The organism is Streptomyces sp. NPDC021749 (genome assembly GCF_040640655.1).
In the GTDB taxonomy this organism is placed as follows: domain Bacteria; phylum Actinomycetota; class Actinomycetes; order Streptomycetales; family Streptomycetaceae; genus Streptomyces.
In genome coordinates this window covers 100,268-125,116 of sequence record NZ_JBFACE010000004.1, presented here as the reverse complement: position 1 = coordinate 125,116, position 24,849 = coordinate 100,268, and the positions used below count along the sequence as shown (strand labels likewise).

Here is a 24,849-nt window from a genome sequence, read left to right as displayed (position 1 = left end):
CCGATCGGGGGGCCTTTGGCACGTGAGGTTCATCCTGTTCCGGACCCGGAACCCGGTGGCGTCACGGGGCGACTAACTGGGTTTGCGCGCCACCCGGTTCGCTCCTCGCCGCTCCCGCCCCGGCTCCCGCCTCCCCTTCCGCCGGATTCGTCGTCCGCCGGATTCGTCGGCGTATCGCGGGAACTCGACGCGTTCGGCGCCCGACCTCTCCCACGCCGTGCCGTTCGCGCACGGCGGTCACCGGTCAGTGCCGTGGAGGAACACCCATGTCCAGATTGCCCGAGCCCGTGGAGCTCTACGGGGCGGACTACACCCGAGATCCGTATCCGCTCTACGCCGAACTGCGGGCGCGCGGCCCGGTGCACCGGGTGCGGTTCCCCAGCGGGGTGTGCGCCTGGCTGGTCACCGGGTACGAGGCCGCCCGTCAGGCGCTGACCGATCCGCGGCTGGGCAAGCACCACTCCCGGGGCAACGCGGCCTGGCGGGCCCGCGCCTCGATCATGCCCGAGCCGCAGCACTCCCAGCTCCAGGTGCATCTGCTCCACCAGGACCCGCCCCGGCACACCGCGCTGCGCCGACTGCTCACCGACGCCTTCGCCCCGGCGCGCGTCGAGGCGCTCCGGCCCCGCTTCCAGGAGCGGGCCGAGGCCCTGCTCGACGGGTTGCCGGAGAGCGGCACCACGGACCTCGTCGAGGCGTTCGCGGCCCGCTTCCCCTTCCAGGTCCTCGCCGAAGTCATCGGCCTGCCGGAGGAGTTCGCCGATCGCTTCGACCGGGACTGGGGCAAGGTGGTCCAGCCGGTGGGGCCCACGGACCCGGGCCGGCCGGCGTACGAGGCGCGGCTGCGCGGGCTGCAGGGGTACATCGGCGGTCTGGTCGCCCACAAGCGCCGTGAGCGGGGCGCGGATCTGCTGTCCCGGCTGGTGGCCGCGTGCGACGACGGCCGGATCGAGCCGGCGGAGCTGGACTCGATGATCTTCCAGCTGCTGGTGGCCGGGCAGGAACCGGTCACCAACCAGATCACCACGGCGCTGGTCGCCCTGCTGCGCCACCCGCGGCAGCTCGCGGAGCTGGCCGCGCGTCCGGAGCTGCTGCCGCGCGCGGTCGAGGAACTGCTGCGGTACGACAGCGCCTTCGAGCTGACGACCTGGCGGTTCTTCGCCGAGGACGCCGACCTGCACGGGACCCGGGTCCCGGCGGGCGACTCCGTCATCGTGTCGCTGTGCGCGGCGAACCGCGACCCGCGCCGGTTCGCCGACGCCGAGCGCCTCGACCTCGACCGCTCCCCCCGTCCGCACCTGGCCTTCGGCCACGGCATCCACTTCTGCCCCGGCGCCGCGCTCGCCCGGATCGAGCTCCGGATCGCCCTGGAGACGCTGCTCCGGCGGCTTCCCGGGCTCCGGCTCGCCACACCGGACGACCGGCTCTCCTGGATACCGGCGGTGTTGGCGCGGGGCGTCGACCGGCTGCCGGTGGCGTACGGAGCCGGCGGGGCCGCCGAAGAGAACGCCGTCGGTACGGCCTCCGGCGGCGGCTGCCCGTTCACCGCAGGGCGTACCGCGGACGGGGCGGGCGCCGCGTGCTGACCCACCCGGACCGTGTGCTGCCCGCCCCTCCCGCCGCCGTCCCGCCGCCCGACGACCCCGGTGCGGTGTGCGCGGCGGTGCTCGCGGTCCTCCTGCCGTACCGACGGACGCTGGACACCGCGGGCGGGGACGGGCCGGACGCGTTCCCCGAGCAGCTGCGGCAGCTCAGGGGGCCCGTGGCGGCCGGTGAGCCGATCGTGTTCACGCTGCCGGGCTTCCCCTGCAAGTCGCCGAACCCGGCCAAGGTGCTCGGACCGCTGCCCGACGAGGGCGAGCGGCTGGCCCTGCGCTTCCTGGACGAGCTCTGCGCCCGGATCGAGGACGTCCACCCGCCCGGCGCGCGGGTGGTCATCTGCTCCGACGGGCACGTCTTCAGCGACCTCATCCACGTGCCCGACCGCACCATCGATGCCTACGGTGACGCACTGCGCGCCATGGTCCGCGCCGAGGGGCTGACCCGGCTGGACGTGTTCGACCTGCGGGCGGTGTACGGGCCCGGGCTGTCGTACGACGACCGGCGGGCGCTGGTCGACGAACGGTACGCCCCCACGCTGGAGGCGCTGCGCGCCCGGACCCGCAGCCACGAGCCGACCCGCCGGCTGTACCAGGGCATCACCCGGTTCCTCTTCGAGGACACCGCGGCGTTCTCCGGCACCCGTTCGGCGCTGCAGCGCGACTGCCGCCGGCGCGCCTACGGGGTGATGCGGCGCAGCCGTGCCTGGGGCGAGCTGGTCGCCCGCCGGCACCCGGGCGCGGTCCGGCTCTCGATCCATCCGCAGCCACGCGGTGCGGCGAAGTTCGGGATCCGGCTGCTGGCGGCACCGGACGTCTGGCTGACGCCCTGGCACTCGTGCGTGCTGGAACACCCGGACGGCAGGCGGGAGTTGCGGCACCGGGCGGAGGCCGAGCGGCTCGGGCGGCCGGTGCTGCGGGACGGCCGGCCGAGCCACTTCGTGGCGACGGGGTGAGCGGAGGGGGAGGGTGGCCACCGGCGCCGGACGCGCCCGCCGCCCGGTGGCCGCCCTCCCCGGTCAGGCACCCTCCCCGGTAAGGCGCCCCCCGCGGTCAGGCACCCTCCCCGCCCGGGCACCGGGCCCCGCCACCGCCGCCCGCCCGTCAGCCGCGCTCCACGGGCAGCGGTGCGCGGTGGTCGTAGGCGATCAACAGGTCACCGGTGAGGGGGTGTTCGGTCACCGCGGCGCGTACGCCGAAGACCTCGGCCAGCAGGTCCGGGGTGAGCACCTCGCGCGGGGTGCCGGAGGCCACCAGCCGTCCGCCGTGCAGCACGTGCAGCCGGTCGCAGAGGGAGGCGGCGGCGTTGAGGTCGTGCAGGGAGATCAGCGTGGTGCGGCGGCGGTCGCGCAGCAGGGTGAGCAGTTCGACCTGGTGGCGGATGTCGAGGTGGTTGGTGGGTTCGTCCAGCACCAGCACCTCGGGGTCCTGGGCGAACGCCCGGGCCAGCAGGGCGCGTTGGCGTTCGCCGCCGGACAGGGCGGAGAACCTCCGGGCCTCCCCGCCGGCGAGTCCGACGGCGGCCAGCGCCTGCGCCACCCGTTCCCGGTCCTCGCGGTCGTCCCCGGCGAAGGCCCGTTTGTAGGGCGTCCGTCCCATCATCACGACCTCGCGGACGGTCAGTTCGAAGTCGCTGCCGCGTTCCTGGGGCAGCGCGGCGACCTGCCGCGCGGTCCGTCCGGGGGTGAGGGTGCGCAGGTCGGTGCCGGCCAGCAGGACGCGTCCGGCGGTGGGCCGCAGATGGCGGTAGACGGTGCGCAGGACGGTGGACTTGCCGCTGCCGTTGGGGCCGACGAGCCCGGCGATCTCGCCGGAGGCGGCCATCAGGTGCACCCCGGCGACGACGTTCCGGCCGGCGTAGCCGACGTGCAGGTCCTCGATCGCGACGTTCACCGGCCGGCCGCCGTCCGCCGGTCCAGTACGAACAGCAGGGCGGGCGCCCCGATCAGCGCGGTGACCACCCCGACCGGCAGTTCCTGGGTGTCCATGGCCGTACGGCACACCAGGTCCACCACGACCAGCAGCAGCGCCCCGGTCAGCGCGGACAGCGGCAGCAGCCGGCGGTGGTCCCCGCCGATGACCAGCCGGCACAGGTGCGGCACCATCAGCCCGACGAAGGCGACGGCGCCGGAGACCGCGACCAGGACACCGGTCAGCAGGCTGGTGACCACGAACAGTTCGCGGCGCAGCCGGGTCACCGGTACGCCCACGCCGGCGGCGGTCTCGTCGCCCATGAGCAGGGCGTTCATGGCGCGGGCGCGGGCCTGGAGGGCGAGCAGCCCGGCCGCGACGGCGAGCAGCGGCAGTCCCAGCAGGCTCCAGGTGGCCCCGCTGAGGCTGCCCATCAGCCAGAACAGCACGCTGCGGGTCTGCTGCTCGTCGCCGGCCTGCAGGACCAGGTAGCTGGTGAACCCGGAGAGGAACTGGCCGACGCCCACCCCGGCCAGCACCAGCCGCAGCGGCGAGAATCCGCCGCCGCGCCGGGCCAGGCACCACACCAGTGCGAACGCGGCCAGTGCGCCGGCGAAGGCGGCCGCGGACAGCCCCAGCCCGAGCAGCCCGCCGGTGCCCGCGCCCAGCACGATCGCGGCGACCGCGCCGAGCGAGGCACCGTTGGAGATGCCGAGCAGGTACGGGTCGGCCAGCGGGTTGCGGACCAGCGCCTGGGTCGCGGTCCCCACGAGTCCCAGGCCGGCGCCCACCAGGGCGGCCAACAGGGCGCGGGGGACGCGCAGTTGCCACACGATGAGGTCGTCGGTGCCCGGCCGGGGCGGGGCACCGCCCAGTCGGCGCAGCACCACCGACCAGACCTCTGCGGGCGGGATGGCGGTGGCGCCGACGGAGACCGCGGCGGTCAGGGCCGCCAGCAGCGCGGCGCCCAGGACGACGGCGAGCAGCCCGGCGCGCGGGGCCCGGCGCCCGGCCCGGTCGTCCGCTTCCGCCCGGGCGGAGGCGTCGGCGAGGGCGGTGGTCACCGGCGGGCCTCCTGGAACCGGGCGGGGTAGAGGGTGTGCGCGATCTCCTCGACCGTGTCGGCGGTGCCGACCCCGGCGATCGTCGTCCGCTCCGAACCGATCCGCAGGAAGTGGCCCTCCTTCACCGCGGTCAGCCCCTTGGTGGCGGGGAAGCTCTTCAGGAACGCCGCCGCGTCGTCGAAGGCGCGGGCGTTGGCCGCGGCGTCGCCCCGGTTGCGCACCCCGAGCTGGATCCAGTCCGGGTCCTTGGCGACCACGTCCTCCCAGGAGACGGGCCGGAAGTCGCCGTCGCAGCCGGCGAAGACGTTGCGCGCACCGGCCTGGGTGATCACGGCGTTGGCGACCTGCTTGCGGCAGACCGCGAGCGGCTGCTTGGTGCCGGCGTCGTAGTCGAAGAAGAAGTACGTCGGCCGCTGTCGCTCGGGGACGGGGCCGACGGCCTTGTGCACGGCGGCGACCTTGGCCCGCATGCCCGCGATGAGCCGCTTCGCCCGGTCGGCCGTACCGGTGACCGCGCCGAGCCGCCGGATGTCGCCCTCCACCGCGGAGAGGTCCCGCTGCGGCTGCTTCGCCATGGGGGCGCAGGCGGTGGAGGCGAGGTAGAGGTGTTTGATGCCGGCCGCCGCGAACTCGTCGTCGGTGGGTGCGTCCCCGGCGCCGCCCATGTGGCCCATCGAGGCGAAGGTGTCGATGTAGAGGTCGGCTCCGGAGCCGAGCAGTTTTTCCTTGGGGACGAGGTGTTTGCCGAGGACGGGCACCTTGCGGGCGCGGGCGTCGAGGGCGGCGGGCAGGGTGCCCTTGCCCGGGGGGAAGCCGGTGCCGATGACGCGGTCGCCGGCGCCCAGCCGGAGCAGCATCTCCAGGGCGGCGGCGTTGCTGGTGACGATTCTGCGCGGCGGGGCGGTGAAGGTGGTCTCGGTGCCCTTGCAGTCGGCGATCCGCACCGGGAATCCGGCGCCGCCGCGGCCGGAGGCGTCCCCGCCGACGTCCGCTCCCCCGCCGGCGCACGCGGTGGCGGTCAGTGCCACGACGGCGGCCAGACCGCACAACTTCCCAGGACGCATGGTGCTTCTCCCCTACGCTTTTGCGGCCGGTCCGCCCGGCCGGGGCCGTGGACACGGCCCGGCACAGGTAGTCGGCCGGTTGCGGGGTGCGGTTCCGGGGCGCGGGGTGCTTTTCGCGGAGGATGCGCTCGCGGTGGGGTGCACGCCGGGGGTGCACGTGGTGGGGTGCACGCGGGGGCCGGCTTTCGCGCGGCCGGGCCCGTTCAGTCGTCGAAGCCGCTGCCCTGGGGGCCGTAGAGGTCGAGCAGCCGGGTGCGGGTGCCGTGCAGCCGGTGGGCGACGGTCTCGGCGACGTAGCGGTACACCGCCCGGCCGAGGACCGGGTCGCGCTCGCACAGCGCACGGACCGCCGCGGCGTCGAACTCGACCGCCTCCACCGGCCCGACGGTCTGCGCGCCCAGGTGCCACAGGTAGGGCGGGAACAGCCAGGACCAGCCGAGCAGTTCGTCCCGGCCGAGGGTTTCCACGACGGCCGACCGGCGGCCGGGTACGTGCTGGTCGAGCGCGACCCGGCCGCTGCGGATGATCCAGAACCGGTCCGCCCGCCGGCCCTCGTCGAAGAGCCGGGTGTCGCGGGGCAGCGACACCTCGCGGGCGAGTTCGGTCAGCAGCCCCCGCTGCTCGGGGGGCATCGCGTCGAACAGGTTCCGCGCCGTGGCCATCTCATCCTCCGTCCGCCGCTCCGCACGATATGCGGTGGACGGCGGGGATGCCGGGAACGGCTCGTCCGGCGGCGCGGCCGGCCCCGGACGGGCGGTCCCGAGCGGACGGTCCCGGGCGGACGGTCCCAGGGGGCGGTCCCAGGCGGCCGGCCCCGGGCGGGCGGTCCCAGGCGGGCGGTCCCGAGCGGCCGGTGCGGTCAGGTGGGGTCAGGTCGGGTCAGGTCAGCTGACGGCGCACCAGGTCGTGCAGCCGGCCTCCGGTGTCGGCGAGGAGTTCGGCCGGGGCGCCCTGTTCGACGATCCGGCCGTCCTCCATGACGATCACCCGGTCGGCGTCCATGACGGTGGAGAGCCGGTGGGCGATCACCAGCCGGCTGGCGCTGAGCTTGCGGGTGCTGTCGATGACGATGCGCTGGGTCTCGTTGTCCAGGGCGCTGGTGGCCTCGTCGAAGAAGAGGATCCGCGGCCGCCGGACCAGGGCCTGGGCGATCATCAGGCGCTGCCGCTGCCCGCCGGAGATGGCGCCGCCGCCGGAGATCATGGTGTGCAGGCCCATCGGCATCCGCTTGATGTCCTCGGCCAGGCCCGCCATCTCGGCGGCGGCCCAGGCCTCCTCCTGGGTGAAGGACTCGGCGCCGCAGATGCAGTCGAGGATGGAGCCGGTGAGCGGCTGGGCGTTCTGCAGCACGACGCCGCACTGGCGGCGGACCGCGGCCTGGTCGAGGGCGGCGAGGTCCTGGCCGTCGTAGAGGACGCTGCCGGAGGTGGGTTTGTCGAAGCCGATCAGCAGCCGCAGCAGGGTGGACTTGCCGCAGCCGCTGGGGCCGACGACGGCGACGAATTCGCCGGGGCGGACCTGGAGGGAGATGTCGTCGAGGACCAGCGGGCCGTCGTCGGTGTAGCGGAAGGAGAGCTTCTTGGCCTCCAGGGCGCCGGTGAGGGCGCCGGGCTGGGCGCTGGCCCCGCGTACCTCCGGTGCCTCGTCCAGAACCGGCCTGATCTGTTCGAACATCGGCAGGGCGGCCGCGGCCGAGACGAAGGCGCCGGTGATCTGGGTGACCGAGGTCAGCAGCATGGTGACCGAGGTGTTGAAGGTGAGGAACGCGCCGGCCGACATGGTGCCGCGGGCCGGGCCGGCCAGCAGCATGAAGAGGGCCAGCGAGCACAGCGGCAGGTAGACGGCGTTGAGGACGGTGGTGAGGTTCTTGATCCGGCCGGCCTTCTGCTGGAGCTCCCGGGACCGGGCGAACTCCCGGGCCCAGGCGGCGTAGGCGAAGCTCTCGGCCGCGGCGACCCGCAGCTTGGGCAGTCCGCGCAGGGTCTGGAACGCCTGGTTGTTGAGCTTGTTGGTCAGCTTGATCAGCCGCCGCTGCCAGCGCAGTTCCCACAGGCCCATGGTGAGGAAGACCGCCCCGATGACGAGCAGCATGCCGAGCGCGGCGAGCGCCAGCGGCACGCTGTAGACGAGGAGCAGCGCGAAGTTCATCGCGCCGACGGTGGTGGACTGCACGGCCACCGGGCCGATGCCGGACAGCACCCGGCGGATGGCGCTGATGCCCATCGCGGCGCTGGCGAGTTCGCCGGTGGAGCGTTCGGTGAAGAACTTGGTCGGCAGCCGCAGCAGCCGGTCCCAGACGGCCGGTTGCAGCACGCTCTCTATTCGGCCCTCCATGCGCAGCACGGTGAGGCTCTGCAGCAGCATGAAGGCGGCGGCGACCACGCTGCTGATGATGACGGCCAGCGCGACCTGGACGATCAGGCTCTTGTCTGCGGCCGGGACGTACACGCCGAGGACCTTGCCGGTCGCGATCGGGACGAGGGCGCCGAGGGCGACCGTCACCAGGCCGCTGAGGGCCAGGTTGCGGACGTCGGTGCGGGTGCCGCGCAGGCTGAAGCGCATCAGCCGCCACATGTTCATCGGCCGCTCGGGCAGCGGGCGGTAGAACATGACGGCGCGGGCCTCGAACTCGTCGGCGTTGTCCTTGCCGATCCGCATCCGCAGGCCGGAGACGGGGTTGACCGCCTCGTAGCGGCCGCGGCGCCACAGCAGTGCCACGGGGGCGCCGGACTTGGCGCGGTGGCCGACCAGGGGGCCGGTGTCGGTCCGCCACCAGTTTCCGGTGAGGCGGACCGCGCGGGTGCGGATCCGGGAGCTGACCGCGATCCGTTCGACGGGCGTGATGCGGTCGTTGACGGCGCCGCCCCTGGGGGGTTCGGTGAGGGTGATCCCGGCGGCCTCGGCGACCGTGCGGCAGACCGCGAAGGTGGTGTCGTCGCCGGTCCGGTCCGTCCCGGCGCCGCCCCGCCCGGCCCGGTCCTGGCGGCCGATGGAGGCCAGCAGTGCCTGGTCGGCGCGCTCGCGGACGGCCTCACCGGCCTTGATGCCGGCCGCCGTACGGTCCTCGTGGGCGCGCTCCAGCTGCTCGATCCAGCGGTCGACGGCGGACAGCAGCCGGTACTGCTGATTGACCATCCGCTGCCACAGCTCGGGGTCGAGCAGCAGGTCGGCGGCCGCCTCCGCGCTGTAGGAGGCGCCGTACTGGACGCTGCCGGGCGGCACCGGCATCCACAGCACGTCGTCGTCGGCCACCGCGTCGTCGCCGGGCCGGCCGTCCAGCGGGGCTTCGAACAGCACGCCCAGGCTGCGGGCGGTGCCCAACGCGAAGGCGTGCTCCAGCGGTCCGTACGCCGCGGCGTGGCCGTAGCCGCCGGGGGCGCCGTACAGCGGCTGGGCACCGGTGTCATGCTCCTCGCCGTACCCCCCGTACTCCCAGCGGGGCAGCTCGCGCAGCGGGATCCGGCGCACCGCGCAGTCCTGCGAGGGGCGGCCGAGCAGGGTGTGCTGGGGGCCGTCGACCGGGCCGAGGAGCAGGGCGCCGGGTTCGAGCCGGCCCAGGAAGTGCCAGTGGCCCTCCGCCGCGGCGTCGACCGCGAACAGGTCGAGCGCGCCGGCGGTGACCAGCCACAGCACGTGCGGCCCTTCGAGGGGGACGCTGCGCAGTCCGGCGCAGTCGACGGGCGTGCCGAGGCCGCCCAGGGCCTGCGTCACCGCGTCCGTCTCGCCGGGTCCCGCGTGCGGGATGGGGGGCAGGGCTGACACCTCAGTGCTCCTTGACCAGCTCGGCGTACGCGCCTCCGGCGGCGACCAGGTCCTCGTGCCGGCCGCGTTCGACGACCACGCCGTGGTCGAGGACGACGATCTCGTCGCTGTCGCGGACGGTGCTGAGCCGGTGGGCGATGACGACGCAGGCGCAGCCGCGCCGCCGCAGGTTGTCCATGATGATCTGTTCGGTCTGTGCGTCCAGGGCGCTGGTGACCTCGTCGAGGACCAGGATGCTGGGGCGCCGGACCAGGGCGCGGGCGATTTCCAGGCGCTGCCGCTGCCCGCCGGAGAAGTTGCGGCCGTCCTGGTCGACCCGGGTGTAGATGCCGTCCGGGCGGCGGGCGATGACGTCGTCGTAGAGGGCGGCGTCCTTGAGGGCGGCGATGACCGCGTCGTCGGGGATGGACGGGTCCCACAGCGCCACGTTGTCCCGGACCGTTCCCTCGAAGAGGAAGACGTCCTGGTCGACGAAGGAGACGGAGGCGGCGAGCGCGCTGCGGGAGAGGTCCTCCAGGCGGTGTCCGTCGATGCGGATGGTGCCTTCCCAGGGGCTGTAGAGGCCGGAGATCAGCCGGGAGACGGTGGATTTGCCGCTGCCGGAGCCGCCGACCAGGGCGACCTGGCGGCCCGGCCCGACAGCCAGTGAGAAGCCGGTGAGCAGCGGTTTGTCCAGCGGGCTGTAGCCGAAGGTGATGTCCTCCAGCGTCACATGGCCCTTGAGCCGGCGGGTGTCGCCCTCCGAGCCGGGCCGGGTGTAGAGGGTGTCGGCGGGGAAGGACTCGACGTCCTTGAGGCGGGCCACGTCGGCGGCGAAGTCCTGGATGCGGCCGGCGACGCCGTTGAGCCGGGTGATGGGCGCGGTGAAGCGGGTGACCAGCGCCTGGAAGGCGACCAGCAGACCGATGGAGATGTGGCCCTCGACGGCCCGCAGTCCGCCGATCCACAGGATCAGGGCGCTGTTGAGGGTGGCGAGGGTGGGCGCGACGACGGCCAGCCAGGCGCTGGGGACGCCGAGCCGCTGCTGTTCCTCCAGGGTGGCGGCGTGCTGGCCGGCCCAGCGGCGGAAGTAGCCGTTCTCCCCGCCGGTGGCCTTCATGGTCTCGATGAGCTGCAGGCCGGTGTAGGCGGTGTTGGTGAGCCGGGCGGTGTCGGCGCGGAGTTTCGCGGTGTGGGTGGCGCGCAGCCGTATCACGATCCGCATGGCGACGACGTTGAGCAGGGCGATGCCCACGCCGATGACGGTGAGCTGGGGGTCGTAGGTCCACAGCAGCACGGCGTAGAGGACGACGACGATGCCGTCCACGCCGGCGGCGGCGAGGTCGCGGGCGAGGGTTTCGGCGACCGCGTCGTTGGACTGCAGGCGTTGGACCAGGTCGGCCGGGCTGCGCTGGGCGAAGAAGGTGACCGGGAGCCGGAGCAGATGGCGCAGGAAGCGGGCGCTGGTGAGGGTGGAGGAGATGATCCGGCCACGCAGCAGGTTGGCCTGTTGCAGTCCGGTGAGGACGGCGGTGAGCGCGACCATCGCGGCCATCGACGCGAAGAGCGGCCCCAGCAGCGAGGTCTGGTTGCCGATCAGGAACATGTCGATGTACGTCCGGCTGAGCGCGGGCACCGCGGCGCCGACCGCGACCAGCAGCAGGCTGGCGAGGAGGGCGGCGAGCAGGGTGCCGGTGGTGCCGCGCATCCGGGCCGGCACGGCGCCGAGGACGCCGGGCTTGCGGCCGCCCTTGCGGAAGGACTCGGACGGTTCGAAGACCAGGGCGACGCCGGTGAAGCTGGTGTCGAAGTCCTCCATGGGCACGAAGCGGCGGCCCTTGTCGGGGTCGTTGATGTGCACGCCGCGGCGGCCCATCCGGCGGCCCATGCCGTCGTAGACGACGTAGTGGTTGAACTCCCAGAAGAGGATGGCCGGGCCCTGGACCTCGGCGAGCGCGGTGGCCTCCATCTGCATGCCCTTGGCCTGGAGGCCGTAACTGCGGGCGGCCTTGAGCAGGTTGCTGGCGCGCGAGCCGTCGCGGGAGACGCCGCAGGCGATCCGCAGCTCTTCCAGGGGTACGTGCCGTCCGTGGTGGGCGAGGACCATCGCCAGGGAGGCGGCGCCGCATTCCACGGCCTCCATCTGGAGGACGGTGGGGGTGCGGACGGTCTTGACCTTCTTGGGGGGCGCGGGCGGGGCGGCGCGCCGGCGTCGGGCGCCGGGCGCGGGTTCGGGGCGGTGCCGGCCGCGGCCGGGGGGCGGCAGCCGGTCCTGCGGGGGTGCGGAGTCCTGGGATGCGGTCACGGCAGCAGCCAATCGATCGGGTGCTGCGCGGCGAGGTGGACGGCGCCGCTGGCCAGCGTCATGGAGTCGACGGTGTAGGGCGGGCCGTCGGAGGTCGACCAGGCGTAGCCGGACCTGTTCCCGGGGGCCCGGTCGAGCCGGACCAGGACGGCGACCGGCGGGCCGGCCTTCGAGAACTGCTCGCCGAGCTGGCTGCTGCCCAGGTAGGCGCCGATCCGCTGGCGCGTCTGGGCGGTCCGGCCGACCGCCTTGACCCGGCCGCGCAGCACGCCGTACTGCTGGTTCGGCACGGACTGGACGGTGAGGTCGACGGAGGCGCCGACGGGGACGGTGGCGCCGTTCTCGGCCGGTACGTACAGCGTCGCCGTCAGGGGGTCCCGGTCGTGTGCCACGCGCTCGACGGAGGCCACGTCCGCGCCCGTGGTGACGACCGAGCCGATGGTGGCGACCATCGTGGTCAGCCGGCCGGCGGCGATCGCGCGGACGACGGTGGTGCCCTGGGCGGTGCGGACCTTGAGGACCGGGGCGCCCGCGGCCACCCGCTGCCCTTCTCGGGCGAGTACGGCGGTGACCTGGCCAGCGACCGGGCTCTGCAGGACGTAGCTGCCCTGGCCGTGGGTGAGGATCCCGGGTGCGGTGAGGGTGGAGGAGACGGTTCCGGTCACCGCCCATACGGCGGCGGCGAGCACGCTGAGGACCGTGACGATCAGGACGAGAAGTCCCTGCGGCCGGGCGAAGCGCACCGGCAGATCGATTTCCTCGGGCGACTGCAGCTTGGAAAGGGCCTGTTGGCGGAACTGCACGACACTCTTCCCTCAACTGCAAAGGACTGTCAGGACACCACGGACGGGGCGGCTCGCCCCGCCGCGGTGGGACCGAGCGTACGGTGGCCGGTCCGGGGTACGGCAGCCGGGTGCCCCGGAACCCGGCGAAGGCCTGGCGGTTCCGGGGCAGCCGGCCGGCATGTCGGCAAGGAGGGGCCGCCGACCTGCCGTGGGTCTTTAGAGACCGGCGACGAGGCCCGTGACCTGGCTGGTGTTGACGCCGGTCAGACCCTCGACGGTGCCGGTGGCGGTGCCCAGGGTGCCGCCGACGTTGAGGCCCGTGGCGCCGTCGAGGGCGGAGGTGGCGGTGCCGGCCAGGCTGCCGACGAGGCCGCCGGCCACGTTGTCGAGCTCGCTGTCGGCGATTTCCTGGGTCTGAATCTCGCGCATGATGATTCCTTTCGGATGCATATCTCAAATAGCTGCGGCCGCGCCCTCCGGAAGGGCGGTCCAGCCGCGACAGCGGTCGCCGAAGGTCCCCAAATCGAGACCTCTGCGCGACTCCTGCAGTGCGAAGGATCAAAGCATGCAGGCGGGTTGTGCTGCGAATCGGACTACGGCCGATCCGGACCGCTTCGAACCTCTCAATTACCTGACGTGGACGCACGTCCATGAATTGGTGGCAGCTTCTTCACAACTCCTGCGGTTTGCGTTCCCGTCGTTCGCTGAAGGCCCGTCAGACGAACAGGACATTCCCGCATCAATCTGCTTACCTGCAGGTCAGCGCCTGAAGAAAGGACGGAAGGGGGTGCGTCGGCTGCGCAATCGGTGTGCAGATTCCTTGAAGACACACAGTTTTTACGGCACCGATCGACGGGGCCCCGCAGAACTCGGCCGAGCGCCCGAGGAACCCTCCGCCGAATGTTGCACAAGCATGGAACACGCCCGATTTACCCGGAGTTACCGCGAGTGGCCGCACACCCTTCGAACACCTTGCACGGATTCATCGGCACCATCCGTACGGCATTCCCATGGAATCGGATCCACCGCCCCGAGAACGGACATAACCGCATAACGCCACGCCGTCCGACTCGGCGGGAATGGGCGATTTACCGCCGGTCCCGCCCCGGGATGCGGCGCGGCGGGCGGGCCCGGTGGCAGCCGGTACCCGGTTGCGGCACGGTGAGAGGGACCCGCGGGACCGGCGCACCCGGAAGGAGCCGCACGTGGAGCCCGTCGACGCGCTGGAGCGGATCGCGTTCCTGCTGGAGCGGCAGGGCGCGGCCACCTACCGCGTACAGGCGTTCCGCGGGGCCGCGGCCGCCCTCGGCGCGCTGTCCGACGAGGAGCTGCACGAGCGGGCCCGGCAGGGCACGCTGGTCCGCCTCAAGGGGCTGGGCCCCAAGACCACCCGGGTGGTCGAAGAGGCGCTGGCGGGCGTGCGGCCCACCTATCTGGCGCATCTGGAGGACGAGGCCGGCGCCCCGCTGGTCGAGGGGGAGCAGGGGCAGCGACTGCGGCAGGCCCTGCGCGGCGACTGCCATCTGCACTCCGACTGGTCGGACGGCGGCAGCCCGGTCGAGGTGATGGCCCGGGCCGCCCGCGACCTGGGTCACGAGTGGTGCGTGCTGACCGACCACTCCCCCCGGCTCACCGTCGCCCGCGGGCTGTCCGCGGAACGGCTGCGGGAACAGCTGGAGCTGGTGGCACAGGTCAACGAACGGCTGGCGCCGTTCCGGCTGCTCACCGGGATCGAGTGCGACATCCTCGACGACGGCTCCCTCGACCAGGAACCGGAGCTGCTGGAGCGGCTCGACGTGGTGGTGGCCTCGGTGCACTCCAAGCTCCGGATGGACCGGGCGCCGATGACCCGGCGGATGGTGGCCGCGGTGCGCAATCCGCTGGTGGACGTCCTCGGGCACTGCACCGGGCGGCTGCTGACCGGCCGGGGCCGCCCGGAGTCGGAGTTCGACGCCGACGAGGTGTTCGCGGCCTGCGCCGAGCACCGCACCGCGGTGGAGATCAACTGCCGCCCCGAGCGGCTCGATCCGCCGCGCCGGCTGCTGCGCCGGGCGCTGGAGGCCGGGACGCTGTTCTCCATCGACACCGACGCGCACGCACCGGGCCAGCTGGACTGGCAGATCTACGGCTGCGCCCGCGCCGAGGAGTGCGGCGTACCGGCGGAGCGGGTCATCAACACCTGGACGGAGCGCCAGTTGGCCACCTGGACGGCCACCGGCCGCACACCGCGCTGAACGGACGCCCGGTCAGGCGGCCGACGGCGCCGCGGTGGTGCGGCCCGGCGCGGCGGGGGCCGGGGTGAGCCACAGCGTCACGACGTACCCGACCACGACGGCGACGATCACCAGGGGCATCACGGTGAGTCCGCTGCGGCCCATCAGCAGCGTCGCCATCAGCACCGACGTCATCGGGAGCCGGAGCATGGCCACCGCCATCGCCCCGACGCCCATCGCGAACGCCGGGGTGAGCGACAGGCCCGGCAGATGCGACAGCACCACCCCGCCCGTCCCGCCGAGGAACAGCGCCGGGAAGATGGGCCCGCCCCGGAAGGCGCTCAGCGACGCGCAGTACGCCAGGCCCTTGCCCAGGAGGAGCAGCAGCAGCGCCGCCATCGAATACCCGGCGCTGTCGTGGAACAGCGTGCCCAGCGCCGACTGGCCCGAGAAGAGCAGTTCTTGGGCGGGCTTGCCGGTGGCCGCGGAGAAGCCCACCGCCAGGGCGCCCACCACCAGGCCCATCAGTACCGTCACCGGCACCCGGTGGCGGACCACCCGGCCCTTGAGCAGCAGCGCCAACCACCGGACCCCGGCACCGGCGAACGCGGCGGCCACCCCGATGACCAGGGCCCAGCCGAACTCCGGGACGGTGGGTTCGGCGGCCCGGGGGACGTCGTGCAGCGTGAGGGAGTACGTACCGAGCCCGGTCCAGTCGCCCAGCCCGGTGAAGACCAGCGCCCCGATGCCCGACGCGAGCAGGCCGGGCACGAGCATCATCCCCAGCATCGGGCCGGCCAGCCCGGAGACCTCCATCAGCAGGAACGCGCCCAGCAGCGGCGACCCGAGCAGCGCGCTGATCGCGGCGAAGCTGCCGGCCGCGCCCACCGCGGCCACCGCCCTGGCGTCCGTCCACCGACCGGTCAGCCGGGCGGCGCCCGCGGCCAGCCCGCCGCCCAGGGCGATCAGCGGTGCCTCCGGGCCGAGCACCGCGCCGAAGGCGAGCGAGGCCAGGGACGCGAGCGCGACGCCGGGCAGTGCGGACAGCGCGGGCGGGCCGCCGAGCGCCAGCCCGTCGGCCGGTTCGTGGCCGCCGTTCCCGGGGAGGTGGCGGATGGCGAGCCCGGTCAGCAGCCCGGCGACGGCCAGCATCGGCAGCGGCCACCACAGCGGCGCGCCGGCGAAGCCCAGCGCCCGGGGCAGGTCGTCGTAGAGCAGCGGTGCCAGGGCGTGGACGATGGCGAGGAAGCCGAACGCGATCACACAGACCGGGAACCCGAGCAACGCCGCGGCCAGCAGCAGCTTCGCGTAGCCGCGGGTGCGTACCGGTGCGTAGGGGTCGGGGGGCGCGACGGCCGGCGGGGTGCCGTCCGGGCCGGTGGGACCGCCAGGGCCGGTGGGACCGCTCTGCCCGGTGGGGCCGACCGACATCGCCTCGCCTCCTCGCCGCAGCCGGGACGAGCCTGCCACGGCCGGGACGGGCGGCCCGGAAGGACGCCGTCCGCGGCGGTCCGAAGCACCCGAACGCCGCTCAGCCCTGCGCGGCCGCCGCCTCCTGGAGCGCGGTCAGGACCGGCCGGAACAGCGGGTGCTGCTCGGCCCCGCGGCGCACCGCGGCGAAGACCCGGCGGGTGGGCGCGACGTCGTCGAGGGGGCGGACGACGACCCCGGTCAGGTCCATGTCGCGCAGTGCCGAGCGGGGCACCAGCGCCACGCCGGCCGCGGCGGAGGCGAGCGCGACCACCGCCCGGAAGTCGTCCGAGGAGTGTTCCAGCCGGGGCTGGAAACCGGCGTACTCGCAGGCCAGGACGACCACGTCGTGGCAGGGGTTGCCGGGGTAGGGGCCGATCCAGGGGTCCTCGGCGAGGTCGGCGACGGCGACCCGGTCGGCCTCGGCGAGGCGGTGGCCGGGCGGGAGGACCGCGTCGAAGGGTTCGGCGTAGAGCGGGACCCGGGTCAGCCGGGGGTCGTCGGCGCGGGGCGCGCCCCGGTATTCGACGGCCACCGCGACGTCGACCTGCCGGTCGAGGACCATCCGCAGGCTGGCGTCGCCCTCGGCGTCCTGGACGCGGACCCGTATGCCGGGCGCGCGGCCGGCCAGCGCGGTGAGCGCGGGCGCGACGACCAGGCCGATGCCGGTGGCGAAGGACGCGACGGTGACCGTGCCGGCCTCGCCCGAGCCGTACGCGGCGAGCTCGGACTCGGCGCGTTCCAGCTGGGCGAGGACGGCGTGGGCGTGGGTGAGCAGGATGTCGCCCGCGGGGGTCAGCCGGACCCCGCGGGCGCTGCGCTCCACCAGGCGGTGGCCGGTCTCCTGTTCCAGGGCGGCCAGTTGCTGGGACACCGCCGAGGGCGTGAGGTAGAGCGCGGCGGCCGCGGCGGTGACCGTGCGGTGGTCGGCCACCGCACGGAGGATGTGCAGCCGGCGTGCTTCGATCATGCCCCCAGTGTCCCAGGATGCGGACGGAGGGGCCGGGTCACTCCCCCGTGCCGGCTGCCTCGGCGTCCGTCGCGGCCCGCGTCTCGGCGTCCATCGCGGCTCGCGCCGCGACGAAAGCGTCCACCGCGCGGTGCACGTCCTCGGTGGAGTGCGCGGCGGACAGCTGGACGCGGATCCGGGCCTGGCCCTGCGGCACGACCGGGTACGAGAAGCCGATCACGTACACCCCGCGCTCCAGCAGCAGCTCCGCCAGCCGGGCCGCCCGGGCCGCGTCGCCGATCATGACGGGGGCGATGGCGTGGTCGCCGGGGAGGACGTCGAAGCCCTCCTCGGTCATCCGGGAGCGGAACAGCGCGGTGTTGGCGTGCAGCCGCTCGCGCAGGTCACCGGCCGACTCCAGCAGGTCGAGGACCGTGAGCGAGGCCGCGGCGATCACCGGGGCGAGCGAGTTGGAGAAGAGGTACGGCCGCGAGCGCTGGCGCAGCAGGGCGACGATCTCGGCGCGGGCCGCCACATAGCCGCCCGAGGCGCCGCCCAGTGCCTTGCCGAGGGTGCCGGTGATGATGTCGACGCGGTCCATCACGCCGTGGAGTTCGGGGGTGCCGCGGCCGCCGGCTCCGACGAAGCCGACCGCGTGCGAGTCGTCGACCATCACCATCGCGTCGTAGGTGTCGGCCAGGTCGCAGATCTCGCCCAGCGGCGCCACGTAGCCGTCCATGGAGAAGACGCCGTCGGTGACGATCAGCTTGCGGCGCGCGCCGCCCTCGGTGGCCTCCTTCAACTGCCGTTCCAGGTCGGCCAGGTCGCGGTTGGCGTAGCGGAAGCGGCGGGCCTTGCACAGCCGGATGCCGTCGATGATGGAGGCGTGGTTGAGGGCGTCGGAGATGACCGCGTCGTCCGGGCCGAGCAGGGTCTCGAAGACGCCGCCGTTGGCGTCGAAGCAGGAGGAGTACAGGATGGTGTCCTCCTGGCCGAGGAACGCGGACAGCCGCGCCTCCAGCTCCTTGTGCACCTCCTGCGTGCCGCAGATGAAGCGTACGGACGCCATGCCGTAGCCCCAGCGGTCCAGCGCCTGGTGGGCGGCCGCGATGACCGCGGGGTGGTCGGCGAGGCCGAGGTAGTTGTTGGCGCAGAAGTTGAGGACCTCACCGGGGTTGCCCCCGGCGGTGACGTCGACGGTCGCCGACTGCGGTGTGCCGATGACCCGCTCGGGCTTGTGCAGGCCGGCGGCGACGATCTCGTCGAGGGTGCCGCGCAGTTCGTCGCGTACGGAGTCGAACATCAGAAAGTCTCCAGGAGGTGGGGTGGTGACGGGCGGAACGGGCGCGGTCAGGCCGTGCTCAGGCGGTCCAGTCGAGGATGATCTTGCCGCTGCGGCCGCTCGCGGCGTCGTCGAAGGCGGCCTCGAAGTCGGTGTACGCGTACCGGCCGGTGATCACCGGGGCGAGGTCCAGTCCGCCTTCGAGCAGGACGGACATCGCGTACCAGGTCTCGAACATCTCCCGGCCGTAGATGCCCTTGATCGTGATCATGGAGGTGACGATCCGCGACCAGTCGACCGGGAAGTCCTGGGCGGGCAGGCCGAGCATGGCGATCCGGCCGCCGTGCGTCATGTTGGCGATCATGTCGCGGACCGCCTCGGGCCGCCCGGACATCTCCAGCCCGATGTCGAAGCCCTCGCGCAGACCGAGCGCGCGCTGTCCGTCGGCGATGTCCGCCTCGGCGACGTTGAGCGCCAGGCTGACGCCGATCTTGCGGGCGAGCACCAGGCGTTCCTCGCTGACGTCGGTGATCATGACGTTGCGGGCGCCGGCGTGCCGGGCCACCGCCGCCGCCATCAGGCCGATCGGCCCGGCGCCGGTGATCAGGACGTCCTCGCCGACCAGCGGGAACGACAGCGCGGTGTGCACGGCGTTGCCGAACGGGTCGAAGACCGCGGCGATGTCGAGGTCCACGGGAACGCGGTGCACCCAGACGTTGGTCGCGGGCAGCGCCACGTACTCCGCGAAGGCGCCGTCCCGGCCGACGCCGAGCCCGACCGTGGCGCGGCACAGGTGGCGGCGCCCGGCGAGGCAGTTGCGGCACTTGCCGCAGACCAGGTGGCCCTCGCCGCTGACCAGGTCGCCGGCCGCGACGTCGGCCACGTCGCGGCCGGTGGCGACCACCTCGCCGACGAATTCGTGGCCGATCGTCAGCGGGGTGGTCACCGTCTGCTGAGCCCAGCCGTCCCAGGCACGGATGTGCAGGTCGGTGCCGCAGATGCCGGTGCGGAGCACCTTGATCAGTACGTCGCCCGGGCCGATGGCCGGTTCCGGCACCTCCGTGAGCCAGAGTCCCGGCTCCGCCTTCTGCTTGACCAGTGCCTTCACCGCGACGGCTCCCGTACGTAAGAGTGCATGACGTGTCGGGGGCGGTCATGTTCCGGCCACCCGATCTCCGCCGGAAAATCTTCCGTACGACGGGCGCCGGGTCCATCGAGGTTTTCTTAAGCGCGGTGACAGCTGATCTTCACACCCCGCCGCGGCTCTCCCGGCGGGGCAGGGCCTCGGCCCGGGTCAGGAGAAGATCGCGTGGACCTGGTCGACCGCCTCGGGCCCGTACCCGACCGTGCCCACCGGGACCGCGCCGTCGATCGCGTCGATGATCCGGCCGGCCCAGACCGGCCCGAAACCACCGCACAGCTCGATCAGTTGCACCCCGTCGGCCACCAGCTTGCGGGCCGCCTCGATGCCCTCCTCGGGCTTGGTCACCCCGATGAACACGCTGCGGCACGCGCCGGTGTCCACCGTGCTGACCTCGCCGCCGTCGGCGCTGCCGGCCGCCGTGTAGATGAATCCCCAGTGGGTGAGCGCCATGGCGTGGACCTCCCGTGGTCGTGGTGATCGCCCGGTCGTGGTGATCGCCGAGGGCACCAGCCAAGCAGAGCCGGGGCGGTGAGGGCACGGATTCGGTCACTCCCGGCCCGGTCCCGCGCGGGCCGGGCGCGGGAGTGTAGGGCGTCGCGCGGGTGGCCGGCGGAATTCATCACAGGTTGAGCGGGCCTGAGTCCGGGGTGCGGCGGACTCCGTAGGACTGGATGCAACCACACACGGGGCGCGCCGCGCCGCACCACGGCGCTCCGTGTGCTCCGTTCCTGTGCGGCCTGGAGGTCAGTGAAGTGAGCCACCGACATGTGAACAAGCGGACCGGCGTCGTCATCGGCGCCGCCGCGGCCGCCGTCATGGGCGCGGCGATCCTGCTCCCCAACGCCAACGCGAGCACGGACCGTCCGCCGGCCCCGCGCACGTTCAGCGCCTCCGCGGCGACGCAGCTGGCAACGGCCCTGAAGTCGGACCTCGGCGCGGACAACGCCGGCTGGTACCTGGACGGCGCCAACGGCCACCTGGTGATGAACGTGCTGTCGCAGGACGCCGCCGCTCGGGTGCAGGCCAAGGGCGCGGTCGCCAGGGTCGTGCACAACAGCATGACGGCGCTGAAGGCCGGGACGAAGACGCTGCGCGAGACCGCCTCGGTCCCCGGCACCGCCTGGTCGATCGACCCCCGGACCAACAAGATCGTGGTGGTCGCCGACAGAACGGTCACCGGCGCGAAGATGGCCACGCTCACCAAGGCCACCCAGGGCATGGGCGCGGGCATGGTCACCGTCAAGCGGTCGCAGGGCGAGTTCCGGCGGTTCGACGGCGGGGGGATGAGCGAGGACCCGGGGACCCCGCCGGGTGGCGGCAACGGCCAGAACGGGGGCCAGGGGGCCAACGGCGGCCAGGCGAACGGCGGTCAGCAGAGCGGCGGCCAGGGGGCCGGTGGTCAGGACGGCGGGCAGGGCAGCGGAGGACAGGGCAACGGCGGGCAGGCAGGCGGCGGTTCGGCTGCGGGCCCGATCGGGGGCAGCGCCATCTTCGGCGGCAACGCCCGCTGTTCGCTGGGGTTCAACGTCACGGTGAAGGGCGCGCCCGCGTTCCTGACGGCCGGTCACTGCGGCAACGACTCCCCCACCTGGTCCGCGGACCAGGGCGGCAGCCAGCCGCTCGGCAGCGTGCAGGACTCGCAGTTCCCCAAGACCGACTTCGCGATCGTCACCTACGACGACAAGAACGCGCAGCCGCAGAGCGCGGTGGACCTGGGCAACGGCTCCACCCAGCAGATCACCAAGGCCGCGGAGGCCGCCGTCGGCATGAAGGTGCAGCGCTCGGGGTCCACCACCGGGGTGCACGACGGCACCGTCACCGGGCTGGACGCCACCGTCAACTACGGCAACGGCGACATCGTCAACGGCCTCATACAGACGGACGTCTGCGCCGAGCCGGGCGACAGCGGCGGCTCGATGTTCGCCGGTAACGCCGCCGTCGGGCTGACCTCGGGCGGCAGCGGCGACTGCACCCAGGGCGGCGAGACCTTCTTCCAGCCGGTCACCGACGCGCTCAAGGCCACCGGCGCGGAGATCGGCGCCGGCGGGGGCGACGGCAGCGGAGGCGCCGGGAGCGCTGCGGGCGGCGACCAGAGCGCCGGCGGCGACCAGAGCGCCGGCGGCGACCAGGGCGCCGGCGGCGAGCAAGGTGCCGCGGGTGACCAGAGCGCGGGTGCCGACCAGGGCGCCGGCAGCGACCAGGGAGCGGGGGGTGATGCGCTGACCGATTCGCTGAACTGATCACGGCGTCCGACAAGGACGACCGGCAACGGCGACCGGTTACGACGAACCGGTAACGACGACCGACGACAACGTCTGACAGCGACGTGGGAGAACCACGTCGGACGACACCATCGACGGCGCAGACGACGCCCCGCCCGCCCCCCATCCCCAGGGCGGGCGGGGACGTTGGTGGCGACGGGGTCCTTGAGTACCGGCGGAACCGTAGCGACCGCCTGGGACGCGGTGCCAGAATTACCGGCCCTACTCCGACCCGTCCTCTCAGGGGCACCATGGCGTCGAACGAACTCGATTCCCAGATCCCCGTCTTCCGCGGAGCCGGCCATCTGCTCCGTCTGATCGCCGACCTGATCCGCAGGCCACGCCGCCGGGAGTGTCCGGAACCGGTGCGGCACCGAGGAGTGGCGCAGGGCCGGGAGGGCCTGCCGGTGCTCTGTCTGGTGGCCGGCCCGGACCACACCCCCCTCGCCAAGGGCATCGGATACTTCCTCAGCCACGCCGATCCGCGCCGGGTGCCGCACGTGCTGTACGACCTCGCGGCCGACGCGCCGCGGTCCGAACCGGAGTCCGTCGAGGCGGTGCGGCGGACCCTGGAACGCCTCGCCCAGGGCTTCGCGCGGAGCGTCAACGGCAGTGACGGCCGCGTCCGCTTCCGCCGGTTCGGGCTCGTCAACTGGCTGACCCAGGTGGGCACCGGCAACCGCCCCGACGACCTGGGCGACATGGAGGGCACCGACCACACGCTGTTACAGGGCCTGCGGGAGCGGGAATTCCGGCGGCGGCGGATGTTCGGGCTGCTGCGCTCCCCGGAGACCGAGCTGGCGGTCGACGGCAAGGTGCCGTGGTGGGTGTGGCTGTTCGCGGTGCACGTCTTCCCGCTCGCCTGGTTCCGGGTCCGCCGCGGCCTGGGCCGGGAGTACCGCTGGCTGCTCAACCAGCCCTATCTCGCCCCGCGCGACCCGGGCACCTTCGTCGGGTTCGCCGAGCGGCTGACCGCACCGCACAACCAGGTCGAGGACCCGGAGCAGTTGCGGAAGCTGATGGTCAACGCGTTCCTGGAGGATCTGCGGGTCGCCTTCCGCCGCCGCCCGTGGCGTCCCCGTACGGCCCGGCGCACCGCGTACTGCGTCGCGCTGCTCGACGGGATGGGCCCGGACAACTGCGGCCATCCGCTGCTCCAGGCCGTCATCGACGTCCGCAACGAGACCGGCGCCTTCGACCCGCTGCTGATCATCGCCTGCGGTGCGGAGCCGCCGCCCGAGGGCAGCCGGGTCCGGGCGGACTGGGGCCGCAGCGAGCTGTGGGAGCTGACCGACCGGCTCTACGGCGGCTGGCGGGACACCTTTCTGCACCAGGGCCGGGCCCGTAACCGCGCCCCCTGGTACCTGCCGGTCAGCGTGCCGCGGCTGATGCCGCCGTCGGAGGAGAGCTACGAGCTGACCCGGCGGCTGGAGGTGGCGCAGGACGCCCGGCTGCGGATCCCCGCACCGCCGTTGTGGGCGCGCCGGATGGTGTCCGTCGTGGCGGTCTGTGCGGTCACCGCCGCCCTGCTGGGGGCGGGCGGCCTGGTGCTGGGCGCGGAGAGCCGGTACCGGCAGGCGCACTGCGGGCTCGGCCGGTTCAACCCCGACGCGGAGACGCTGCGCACCGCGGAGACCGGCGAGTGCATCGGGGTGGCCCGGCACGGCTTCACCTTCCACTCCCCCGATCCGTCGCTGGACCGGACCCTGCAGAAGATCTACGCCCAGAACGCGGTCGCCGAGCAGGAGCACCGGGCGGCGCCGGAACGGCCGTTCGTCACGCTGGTGCATCTGTCCGCGCTGCTCAGCGTCTCGGGCAAGCTCACCGGCCAACTCGCCTACGGGCGCGAGGCGTTGCAGGGGGCGGCGAGCGCGCAGTCCCGGCAGCTGCGGAGCAGCGGGGCCACCGAGCCGATCCTGCGGATCTTCCCGGCGAACGCCGGGTCGGGGATGCGGTTCGGCCCGCGGGTGGTGGAGATCCTGGACCGGCTGAGGCAGCAGGACCCGTCGTTGGTCGGGGTCACCGGGCTGGACCAGAGCCGGGAGGCGACCAACCGGACGATCCGGAGGCTGACCGCGGTGGGGCTGCCGATGGTGGCCACGACGCTGTCCGCGGACTCGCTGGTGCGCCAGTCGCCGATGTACTTCCAGGTGTCGCCGCAGAACACCCGGGAGGCGGAGGTCGCCGCGGCGTACGCCGACCACGTCGTACGTACCGGGGCGGGCCGGCCGGGCCGGCGGGTGCGGATCATCGCGTCCGCCGATCCCAGCGACACCTACAGCAGGACGCTCAGCGACGACGTCGAACGGCGTTTCCGGGCGCGGGGGTTCGCGGTGGAGCGGACGTCGTTCACCCCGCCCCCGCCGCCCGGCCAGGAGCCCTCGTCGGACGCCCCCGGCCCCGGCACGGTGGGGCAGCGGAGCTGTTCGTACCCGGGGGTGGTGTTCTTCGCGGGCCGCTCGGAGGACTTCGAGTCGCTGCTCGGCGGGGTCAACGAGTCCTGCAACTCGGATCCGCCGGTGCTGATCGGCGGTGACGACGTGGCCCGGCTGGCGGCGGACGCGGACCGGCGGGGGCACTATCCGGGGATCCCGTACGACTTCCTGGACTTCACGCTCGGTTCGGCGCACTGCGACGGCACCAGCGAGTTGTACGCGGAGCTGAGCCGGCTGTTCCCCGAGGAGTGCGCGAAGGTCCCCAACTCCTCGCTCGACGGGCATGCGGCGCTCGGTTTCGACGCCGTGAAGCTGTACGTCAACGCGGTCAAGCAGCTGCGGGAGGATGCCGCGCAGATGCCGTTGACGCCGCCCGCGGTGTGGCACGCGATCAGCGGGGTGCACGGCGACGAGGCGCTCGACGGGGCGAGCGGGATCATCAGCTTCGGCGGTGAGGTGGACCGCCAAGTCCCGCTGGACAAGCTGCTGTCGGTGCAGCGCATCGACAAGACGGGGCGGCCCGTCCAGGCGGGGTTCTGCGGCCGGGTCGGCGGGCGGAAGCAGGCGGCGTGGTGTCCCGCACTGGAACCGGAGAAGGGCCGGTGAGGCACCGGCCGGCCGCGGGCG

Annotated in this window: 18 protein-coding genes; 5 read left to right on the top strand and 13 right to left on the bottom strand. The window is 73.5% G+C overall.

The features are described 5' to 3' along the window. Nucleotides 1-266: 266 nt before the first annotated feature. A complete protein-coding gene (locus tag AB0G35_RS05620) occupies nucleotides 267-1,586 on the top strand; it encodes a cytochrome P450 (protein WP_360944152.1) in 1,320 nt (439 codons plus the stop codon). 17 nt (nucleotides 1,587-1,603) lie between these two features. Beyond that, a complete protein-coding gene (locus AB0G35_RS05615) occupies nucleotides 1,604-2,554 on the top strand; it encodes an isocyanide synthase family protein (protein WP_360944607.1) in 951 nt (316 codons plus the stop codon). 148 nt (nucleotides 2,555-2,702) lie between these two features. Here AB0G35_RS05615 and AB0G35_RS05610 read toward each other — a convergent pair whose 3' ends face one another. The 8 genes from AB0G35_RS05610 to AB0G35_RS05575 all read right to left on the bottom strand — a co-directional run bounded on the left by AB0G35_RS05610 (nucleotide 2,703) and on the right by AB0G35_RS05575 (nucleotide 12,897). After that, entirely contained in the window at nucleotides 2,703-3,491 is a 789-nt protein-coding gene (locus AB0G35_RS05610) for an ABC transporter ATP-binding protein (protein ID WP_360944149.1), read from the bottom strand. Then, complete coding sequence (locus AB0G35_RS05605) at nucleotides 3,488-4,495, bottom strand: iron ABC transporter permease (RefSeq protein ID WP_360944604.1); 1,008 nt, start codon at nucleotides 4,493-4,495, stop codon at nucleotides 3,488-3,490. The genes AB0G35_RS05610 and AB0G35_RS05605 overlap by 4 nt, the downstream gene beginning before the upstream one ends. 74 nt (nucleotides 4,496-4,569) lie before the next feature. Further along, nucleotides 4,570-5,637, bottom strand: a complete 1,068-nt coding sequence (locus AB0G35_RS05600; RefSeq protein ID WP_360944146.1) for an ABC transporter substrate-binding protein — start codon at nucleotides 5,635-5,637, stop codon at nucleotides 4,570-4,572. Between the two features lie 203 nt (nucleotides 5,638-5,840). After that, nucleotides 5,841-6,299, bottom strand: coding sequence for a cyclic nucleotide-binding domain-containing protein (locus AB0G35_RS05595; protein ID WP_360944143.1), 459 nt, complete (start codon nucleotides 6,297-6,299; stop codon nucleotides 5,841-5,843). A gap of 217 nt (nucleotides 6,300-6,516) precedes the next feature. After that, entirely contained in the window at nucleotides 6,517-9,399 is a 2,883-nt protein-coding gene (locus AB0G35_RS05590) for an NHLP bacteriocin export ABC transporter permease/ATPase subunit (protein WP_360944140.1), read from the bottom strand. A 1-nt stretch (nucleotide 9,400) separates the two neighbouring features. After that, nucleotides 9,401-11,683: an NHLP family bacteriocin export ABC transporter peptidase/permease/ATPase subunit gene (locus AB0G35_RS05585; protein ID WP_360944137.1), complete on the bottom strand. Its 2,283-nt coding sequence runs from the start codon at nucleotides 11,681-11,683 to the stop codon at nucleotides 9,401-9,403. Then, complete coding sequence (locus AB0G35_RS05580) at nucleotides 11,680-12,486, bottom strand: HlyD family efflux transporter periplasmic adaptor subunit (protein WP_360944134.1); 807 nt, start codon at nucleotides 12,484-12,486, stop codon at nucleotides 11,680-11,682. Before AB0G35_RS05580 ends, AB0G35_RS05585 begins: the two co-directional genes overlap by 4 nt. A 198-nt stretch (nucleotides 12,487-12,684) precedes the next feature. Next, the gene (locus AB0G35_RS05575) at nucleotides 12,685-12,897 is read right to left on the bottom strand and encodes a type A2 lantipeptide (protein WP_360944131.1); all 213 of its coding nucleotides are present in this window, start codon (nucleotides 12,895-12,897) and stop codon (nucleotides 12,685-12,687) included. Between the two features lie 776 nt (nucleotides 12,898-13,673). On the opposite strand from AB0G35_RS05575, the gene AB0G35_RS05570 reads away from it, so the two are divergent. Beyond that, entirely contained in the window at nucleotides 13,674-14,702 is a 1,029-nt protein-coding gene (locus AB0G35_RS05570; RefSeq protein ID WP_360944128.1) for a PHP domain-containing protein, read from the top strand. Nucleotides 14,703-14,714: 12 nt separating this feature from the next. Here the strand turns inward: AB0G35_RS05570 and AB0G35_RS05565 are convergent, their stop codons facing one another. The 5 genes from AB0G35_RS05565 to AB0G35_RS05545 all read right to left on the bottom strand — a co-directional run bounded on the left by AB0G35_RS05565 (nucleotide 14,715) and on the right by AB0G35_RS05545 (nucleotide 19,976). Then, nucleotides 14,715-16,112: a chloride channel protein gene (locus AB0G35_RS05565; RefSeq protein WP_360944125.1), complete on the bottom strand. Its 1,398-nt coding sequence runs from the start codon at nucleotides 16,110-16,112 to the stop codon at nucleotides 14,715-14,717. Between the two features lie 100 nt (nucleotides 16,113-16,212). Next, nucleotides 16,213-17,121, bottom strand: coding sequence for a LysR family transcriptional regulator (locus tag AB0G35_RS05560; RefSeq protein ID WP_360944122.1), 909 nt, complete (start codon nucleotides 17,119-17,121; stop codon nucleotides 16,213-16,215). 37 nt (nucleotides 17,122-17,158) lie between these two features. Next, nucleotides 17,159-18,403 carry a glycine C-acetyltransferase gene (locus AB0G35_RS05555; RefSeq protein WP_360944119.1) on the bottom strand — a complete coding sequence of 415 codons (1,245 nt, stop codon included), beginning with the start codon at nucleotides 18,401-18,403 and terminating at the stop codon, nucleotides 17,159-17,161. A gap of 58 nt (nucleotides 18,404-18,461) precedes the next feature. Continuing rightward, nucleotides 18,462-19,490, bottom strand: a complete 1,029-nt coding sequence (tdh, locus tag AB0G35_RS05550; protein ID WP_360944116.1) for an L-threonine 3-dehydrogenase — start codon at nucleotides 19,488-19,490, stop codon at nucleotides 18,462-18,464. Between the two features lie 186 nt (nucleotides 19,491-19,676). Then, the gene (locus tag AB0G35_RS05545) at nucleotides 19,677-19,976 is read right to left on the bottom strand and encodes a DUF6506 family protein (protein ID WP_360944113.1); all 300 of its coding nucleotides are present in this window, start codon (nucleotides 19,974-19,976) and stop codon (nucleotides 19,677-19,679) included. A 317-nt stretch (nucleotides 19,977-20,293) separates the two neighbouring features. Between AB0G35_RS05545 and AB0G35_RS05540 the strand changes: the two genes are divergently transcribed. Both AB0G35_RS05540 and AB0G35_RS05535 read left to right on the top strand, forming a co-directional pair. Continuing rightward, complete coding sequence (locus AB0G35_RS05540) at nucleotides 20,294-21,766, top strand: S1 family peptidase (RefSeq protein ID WP_360944601.1); 1,473 nt, start codon at nucleotides 20,294-20,296, stop codon at nucleotides 21,764-21,766. A gap of 272 nt (nucleotides 21,767-22,038) precedes the next feature. Further along, on the top strand, nucleotides 22,039-24,828 hold the full coding sequence (locus tag AB0G35_RS05535) for a hypothetical protein (protein ID WP_360944110.1): 2,790 nt from the start codon (nucleotides 22,039-22,041) through the stop codon (nucleotides 24,826-24,828). Nucleotides 24,829-24,849: the final 21 nt, after the last annotated feature.